At 39.1% G+C, this 7426-nt stretch carries 4 protein-coding genes; 2 read left to right on the top strand and 2 right to left on the bottom strand.

The genetic code is table 11. The annotated features are described in order from the left end of the window. Window positions 1-293: 293 nt before the first annotated feature. Both CSC79_RS16705 and CSC79_RS16695 read right to left on the bottom strand, forming a co-directional pair. Window positions 294-1550, bottom strand: a complete 1257-nt coding sequence (locus tag CSC79_RS16705; protein WP_099296882.1) for an aromatic amino acid transport family protein — start codon at window positions 1548-1550, stop codon at window positions 294-296. A 652-nt stretch (window positions 1551-2202) separates the two neighbouring features. Beyond that, window positions 2203-4041 carry a sodium:proton antiporter gene (locus CSC79_RS16695; protein ID WP_099296880.1) on the bottom strand — a complete coding sequence of 613 codons (1839 nt, stop codon included), beginning with the start codon at window positions 4039-4041 and terminating at the stop codon, window positions 2203-2205. Between the two features lie 893 nt (window positions 4042-4934). Here CSC79_RS16695 and proB point away from each other — a divergent pair. Continuing rightward, on the top strand, window positions 4935-6041 hold the full coding sequence (gene proB / locus CSC79_RS16685; RefSeq protein ID WP_099296878.1) for a glutamate 5-kinase: 1107 nt from the start codon (window positions 4935-4937) through the stop codon (window positions 6039-6041). Beyond that, on the top strand, window positions 6038-7285 hold the full coding sequence (locus tag CSC79_RS16680) for a glutamate-5-semialdehyde dehydrogenase (RefSeq protein ID WP_099296877.1): 1248 nt from the start codon (window positions 6038-6040) through the stop codon (window positions 7283-7285). Before proB ends, CSC79_RS16680 begins: the two co-directional genes overlap by 4 nt. Window positions 7286-7426: the final 141 nt, after the last annotated feature.

Below are 7426 nucleotides of genomic sequence, written 5' to 3'. Positions count from 1 at the left end.
GCCTCGTGTGCCGCTCCAATCTCTTTTCTTAACATTTCATACTTACCAATACTCAGCTACTTTAAAATACTACTGTATCCAAAAAGCAATGCTTTAGCTCTTATCCCAAAGACAATACTCAATCACCTTTCTCGCTTTTTACTCAGTCGACTTGGTTACAAACTTTGCATCGAGTTTAAACAAACTTTAATTCTAAAAGATTTGTAGAGCTTGCTTTAAGAATAAAAAAGCCCAGTAAATGGCGACATTTGCTGGGCTTTTCTGTATTTATACCAAACCGCAATAATACTTAATTACTTTATAAAGCTATACAGCAGCGCAAGAACCGCTAAGCTACCCATAAATAGGATGAAGTAAGCACTTTTGCCACGGTACTTTTTAAGTGCGGGAACTTTAAATACGGCTATCATTGGCATGATAAATAAGATCATGGCAATAATAGGGCCTGATAGTTGATCCATCATATCTAAGATGCTCGGGTTTTTAACTGCACAAAACCAGATAGCAAAAAACATAATTGCCACGCCTAACTTATCAGCGCTCTTCACACCTAGTTTGGTTTGCTTAGTGACTAAGCCATTAAAGCTTTCACGCGCGCCTAAAAAATGCCCTAAGAACGATGATGTTATGGCTATAAACGCCACTAGAGGGCCTAGGGTTGCTATAAATGAGTTTTCAGTGATGTTTGCTAAGTACGATAAGATAGATACATTTTGAGCTTTTGCCTGCGCCATTTGTTCTGTTGAAAGAGAAAGCACACACGAAAATACAAATAACAGTACAAACACAATCAATAATAAGCTGGTACGCTTTAAAATAGCTTCTGATTTTGCTGCTGCATCATTGCCATAGTGACCACGCTGCACGTTAGCAAAGCTTGAAATTGCCGCCGCATGACTAAATGAAAACACAATAATAGGCACCGATAACCACAGAGTTTTAGCAAAGCCACTTAATTCAGGAAAAGCCATATTAGGCATTTGCCAGCTAGGAATTAAGTAAATAGATAAGAAAAATAAAATAGCGACTAATGGATACACTAAAATGGCGAACGCGCGTAGCATGAGCTTTTCACCGCCCAGCATTAAGCTGATCATGCCAGCAACAAGTACACCCGAAAGCAATACCCTTGAAGGTGATTCCATGCCCAGTTGATTGACGATAAAACTATCAACTGTATTCGTTAGTCCTACACCATAAATAAGCAAGATAGGAAAGATAGATAAAAAGTATAACAATGAAATTAGTCGTCCGGCATTTACGCCAAAGTGCTCTTCTACAACATCGGTAAAATCAGCATCCTTATTATTGGACGATAAAACGAATCGCGCTAAGCCTCGGTGAGCTAAAAAAGTCATAGGAAAAGCTAAGCAGGCCAAAATAATTAATGGCCAAAAACCACCAATTCCGATATTGATAGGCAAAAACAGAATGCCCGCGCCTACAGCCGTACCAAATAGACTTAAAACCCACTGCGTATCGTGTAGATTCCATGTTGTTTTGTTTGTTGTCGATGCATCTAACTGCGTTACATCTTGATATGAGCTCATTTATACTCCACCAATTAGAATAATAATTTGCGGCAGGATATATAAGTTGAAGCATGAATGCATGTTTTGTCGATGTATTAACATAAGTATGCTGTAAGGTGTTACTTACAGATGGAAAGAATCGTTCTTTTTCTACCAAGACTGCTTATATTTTATGGATGGCTTGGCAGCAATGCGATTTATTTTTAGGTAGGGCATAACTTGTGTTGTGTGGTTGCTTTGTGTTTACGAGCGATATGTACTCTCCGTGTTTATATTGTCACTTTAGACGGTGGTGTAATTCAATTCTAATAGATTGATAAACTTAATATTACGTGCTTTAAACAGCGTTCCAAGTTAACAAAATAGCTACCCTTGGAATTATATCCAAGCCACCTCAAGATGCGAATGTCAGTTGGAATTAAAAGTGATTTATGCAAGGCATTGATTGCAAACAATAGTGGTTCTATTGTTAAAATCAATAACGCAGTATAAATCGCTTTTAAACCAACCCGCAGGGCGTTTCACAGGCACTTACTCTCATCGTTGTTACTTCTTAAAAGGGATCGCCATTGTTGCAAAGTAACGCCTTGATATTAAGCCCCTGTGAAACACTGAATTCTGCATCTTGAGGTGGCTTGGGTATTTATGTTTAAAGCACGCTTAATGAGCCTTATTCTTTTGTTTTGGCTGGATCTTTCAGCACAGACATTTTAGGTGGCTGAAGGGCAACAATGCGCTCTCCTTCCTGTGGTGGTTTTTCCATATTGATAGTGAAAGGACGAATTTTAATAGGTGCGTCGTCGTCACTGTCCTTCTCCGAATGCAAAATAAACAAAGGAATAGCTTCATTATTAATTTCTTGGTATTTATCCCAGCTAAACTCTTCAGAAATTTTAGTTGAGCTTACCTTGCCTCCTTTGGCAATCAGGCTACTTAGTTTTGAATAAGCACCGCTCTCGCCAAACAGAATTTGCCGCGACAAGAAAGTTGCACTGTCCTTATTCGCTTTGGCATGGCTGGTAGAAGAGCGCAGTGAAAATACATTTTTTTCGTTTAATAAATGAGAAAAATACTGTACGCCCAGCGCGTTATGATGCCTATTAGGCGATAGTGCTAACACACTGCGTATTGTTGTTAGTGGTAAGTAGCGCTCTGCATGTTCAGATTGAGGGTTACCATAATAACAAGGAAGACCATCCATACGAGCCATTTTACAGTTTTCCCATGCTGGATCAGATAAATGGACAGGGATATTTTGATCTTTTAAACCACGTCCAATTGCGCGAGCAACATGGTTAGCCCCGATGATTAAGATTGTATTTGGAGAAGGTTGACGTACACCGAGTAGCTTAGCAACAGGGATCGCCGTTAAGCTTTGTAACACAACAGTGATAATAATAACGGTAAAAATTAACGGGACAATTTTTTCAGCATCAGCGACACCAGCTTCCATCATACTAATAGCAAATACAGAGCCTACAGCAGCCGCTACAATACCGCGGGGTGCGATCCACCCTAATACTAGGCGAGATTTGACAGGCAAATCAGAGCCAAAAGTAGATAGCGCGATACATACAGGTCGAGCAATGAACAACACAACCGCTAGAAAAATAAATACGTCACCGTCGAGCATCATTAAGTCAGAGAGCTGCAATCGAGCAGCAAGCAATATAAATAATGTCGAAATTAGAATCATCGACAAGTCTTCTTTAAACTCTAAAACAGAGTCAATTTCTAAGTCATCTTGGTTTGCTAACCAGATACCAAATACTGTTACAGCCAGTAACCCAGATTCATGGCTTAGGTGGTTAGAAATGGTAAAACTAATAAGCACTAAAGCTAATATACCAAATTTATGTAATTCAAATGGTAACCACTCTCTGCGAATCAACAAAGTTGTAAGCCAGCCTGCAACCACACCAATAGATAAACCGACACCTAGTGTTTTAAATAGTGCAATAAGGGTATGAACAAAGACTTCACCTTGGCCAACCAGCATAACAGCTTCAAAAACCAGAACCGCAAATAGTGCGCCAATAGGGTCTATAACAATGCCTTCCCAACGTAGAATACGGTCAATATCTTGTGTTGGTCTCATTGAATTTAAAAGCGGTGCTATTACGGTAGGGCCTGTAACAACAAGTACAGCACCGAGCACGGCGGCGACGCGCCAATTCAATTCTAAAATCCAGTAAGCACTTAAACTAATAATAATGCAGGTGGCAATCATGCCGATAGAACACAAGTTTCTGACAACTTTACCAATCCCTTTGAGTTCCTTGAAATGCAGAGTCAATGAGCCTTCAAATAGGATAACAGCTACACTCAATGACACTACCGGGAACAACAAATCGCCAAGTAATGCGTCAGGGTCTAATACGCCAGTTGCAGGCCCAAGCAAAAGGCCGGTGAGTAATAAAAACAAAATAGCAGGAACGCGAAAGGCCCACGCTACCCACTGAGCTAGAACCGAACAAAGCGCAATCCCGGCTATATAAATGGCTGACATATATAAAGTATTCCTTATCTATTACTTTGATTTAGAGAAAAGACTATCAAACTTATAATACAGGGATATACACGTGTATGATCATTTCTCCTAATAGAATTTTAGCTGCTAATGATTTTTTTGTAGAAAATATCGTGGTTATTGAGCTAGTCCATTTCATTAAAAATTCATTATTCTTTAACATTATGAAATATATGGATAATTTATCCTATCGTCTTAGCATAATTAAGCGCATAAAATATAACCTTGATCTTACAGTCGATTTTAGCGTATTATAGTTAGTGTTCAAACAATTTGTTATCTAAATAGTTCTAGTTGAGCTATAAGCGAATACATATAGTTATTTTTAAGTTAGTGCGAATAAAGCTGATTTAAATGCAGGTTACTATATTTATTTGTTTAAAAATCAATAGTTTTTTGTTTTGAATAAAATTTGTATGTAATTACTCATTTTTGGGTATTGGTTTACTTGAAAGCATATTGCCTCTTAAAGGCTATTTTTATATTTTGAGTTGAATTATTACCTGTTCAATATTTGGCGCCCATCGTGGTGAACAAATCTCGGTCCTTAAGTCATCACCCTATCTGTTGGTGTATCTGACTTTAGAGGCTCTATGTATGTTGTTAATAAAGAAGCTTCACACAGCTTTTTACAGCGATGCATAAACAACACTTTTTATTTTACTTTATAACCGTTCAATCTAATGATTGGATGAAAGTTATGCTATATCTAAAATTCACTATTTCAGATAGAAATGGGCGTATTTTGCTGAGTGCTAAAAAGTGTATAGGAACATACAAATTGTAAACTCGCAGCTTAGTAATAGTGCTAAGTGATTGTTTTCTTACTTCTCTTTGAGAAGTTACAGTTAAATGGAAAGTTGAAATACATTATGCAAAAGTTAAATTGGCGACGTATTGTACTTAAAGTGGGTAGCGCATTAATTGCTCCTGATCAAGATGGTTGTCGCTCTCGTTATTTATTAACTATCGCACAGTTTATCGTTCGTTGTCGTAGTCGCGGCATTGAAGTTATTTTGGTTTCTTCTGGCTCTGTAGCAGCCGGTGCTCATCTATTCCCTGAACAGCAGGAACGTACAGTGACCATGAAAAAAGCCATGGCAGCTGCTGGTCAAACAGAAATGATGGCAATGTGGGACCGTTTTTTCGATTTCCCTTCAGCACAAATTTTGTTAACCCACGGTGATTTACGTGATCGTGAACGTTATGAAAGCATTCGTGAAACCGTATTCACATTATTAGAGCACGGTGTATTACCAATCATGAATGAAAATGACACGGTAACCACTGATGATTTAAAAGTAGGTGATAACGATAACTTATCGGCAATGGTCGCAGCTGCGGCAGATGCTGATGCGTTGATGATATTTTCGGATGTTGACGGTTTATACAATAAAAACCCGAACTTACATGATGATGCCGTATTACTTCCTGAGATAGAGTCTATAGACGAATCTATTTACGCAATGGCTGGCTGCGCAACCAGTGCAGTGGGTACAGGTGGTATGAAAACCAAGATAGAAGCCGCCGAGAAAGCAACATCACACGGTATTACAACTTACATTATTAACGGTTTTAAAGAGCAAACATTTAACCAGCTACTTGAAGGGATCAACCCAGGAACTGTCTTTTTACCTTATGAAAAACCGATGCAAGAAGCTGTGCATTGGATGACTCACACAGCGAATGAGCAAGGTGAGGTTGTTGTTGAAGGTTCATTTGATGAATCACTTGAAGGTGAAACAGGTTGTATTCGCGGTGATGAAATTGTTGCCGTGCATGGTGAATTTGCTATTGGTGATACTATCTTAGTTCGTAGTAACGATGGTACACGCTTAGCTAAAGCAACAGCTAATTACAGTAGCTGTTTATTAAATTTTATAGCCGATAACGAACAAAGCGAGTTTAGCGATAAGATGCAAGATTCGATTGGCCCAGTTATTTCAGAGAAAGATATCGCATTATTGGAGAAGTCATGAGTTTAATTACGGATATTTCACGTCAAGCAGCAAAAGCTGCACACCAGTTAGCTTTACTCGATACCGAGACAAAAAACCGTGTGCTGCTGGAAATGGCTAGCGCTTTAAGAGAGCAAAAAGCATTCATCATTAAAGAAAATGAGAGTGACTTAAGCGCGGCACGTGACAATAATTTAGCTGCATCAATGATTGACCGCTTAACACTGAATGATGAGCGCATTGAAGCGATGGCTGAAGGTATTGAAGTGATTGTTAGTCTTGAAGACCCTGTTGGTCAATTACGTGACATAACAGAACGTCCGAATGGCATTAAAATTCGTAAAATGCGCGTACCGCTTGGTGTCGTGTGTATGATTTATGAAGCACGCCCAAATGTAACAGCTGATGCGGGCGCATTGTGCTTTAAATCAGGAAACGGCGTAATTTTACGTGGTGGTAAAGAAGCGCTTAAAAGTTCACAAGCAATTGCAAGCGTAATGCACCAGGTATTAGAGAATAATGACTTACCGGCCGCACTTATTTCTGTCATCCCAGATCCAGACCGTGGATTATTAATGGAATTGATGCAGCAAAGAGAGAGCATTGATTTGATTATTCCACGCGGTGGTGAAGGCCTCATTAATTTTGTGACAGACAACAGTACTATCCCTGTTATTCAGCACTTTAAAGGTGTGTGTCATTTATATGTAGATAAAGACGCTGACTTAGAAGTTGCGGTTAATTTACTACTCAATGGTAAAACACAACGTACAGGTGTATGTAATGCGTTAGAAGGTTTAGTGGTTCATGAAGCAGTAGCCGATGAATTTTTAAACCTGTGTGCTGTAGTTCTTCGTCAAGAAGGTGTGAAAATAAACGCCGATAGTAAAGCAGCTCAATACTTTGATAATGCAACCGTGCTTGCTGACAGTGAGTTTGGTCAAGAGTACCTTGATTTAGAAATTGCTATTCGTGTTGTGCCTGATTTTGCAGGGGCAATTGATCATATTGCTCAGTTTGGTTCAAACCACACTGAGGTTATCTGTACTAAAAACCAAGATGCAGCTAAATTATTTCAGCGCAGTGTAGATGCATCAGTTGTAATGGTTAACGCATCATCACGCTTTTCTGATGGTTCACAACTAGGTTTAGGTGCTGAAATCGGTATTGCTACATCTAAGTTGCACGCATACGGCCCTATGGGCTTAGAGTCGCTTACAACTGAAAAGTACTTAGTGGATGGCGAAGGTCAAGTTCGCGAATAATCTAATCTAAACCGCTGTTATGGGCGGTAGAAAATTAAATCGGTGCTGACGAATGTTGGGGCCGATTTTTTTTTGCTCTAAATTTTTAACCTGAACTCTGGATAATAAATCTAACTCCAGCGGCTACTTTCAACGCTAACT

Source organism: Pseudoalteromonas sp. 3D05 (assembly GCF_002723455.1).
Lineage (GTDB): Bacteria > Pseudomonadota > Gammaproteobacteria > Enterobacterales > Alteromonadaceae > Pseudoalteromonas.
This window is presented reverse-complemented; position numbering and strand designations above follow the sequence as displayed.

What these genes read in the sequence shown, in the direction of transcription:
- proB (WP_099296878.1), top strand. Translation starts at nt 4,935, where the DNA reads ATGCAAAAGTTAAATTGGCGACGTATTGTACTTAAAGTGGGTAGCGCA.
- CSC79_RS16695 (WP_099296880.1), bottom strand. Translation starts at nt 4,041, where the DNA reads ATGTCAGCCATTTATATAGCCGGGATTGCGCTTTGTTCGGTTCTAGCT.
- CSC79_RS16680 (WP_099296877.1), top strand. Translation starts at nt 6,038, where the DNA reads ATGAGTTTAATTACGGATATTTCACGTCAAGCAGCAAAAGCTGCACAC.
- CSC79_RS16705 (WP_099296882.1), bottom strand. Translation starts at nt 1,550, where the DNA reads ATGAGCTCATATCAAGATGTAACGCAGTTAGATGCATCGACAACAAAC.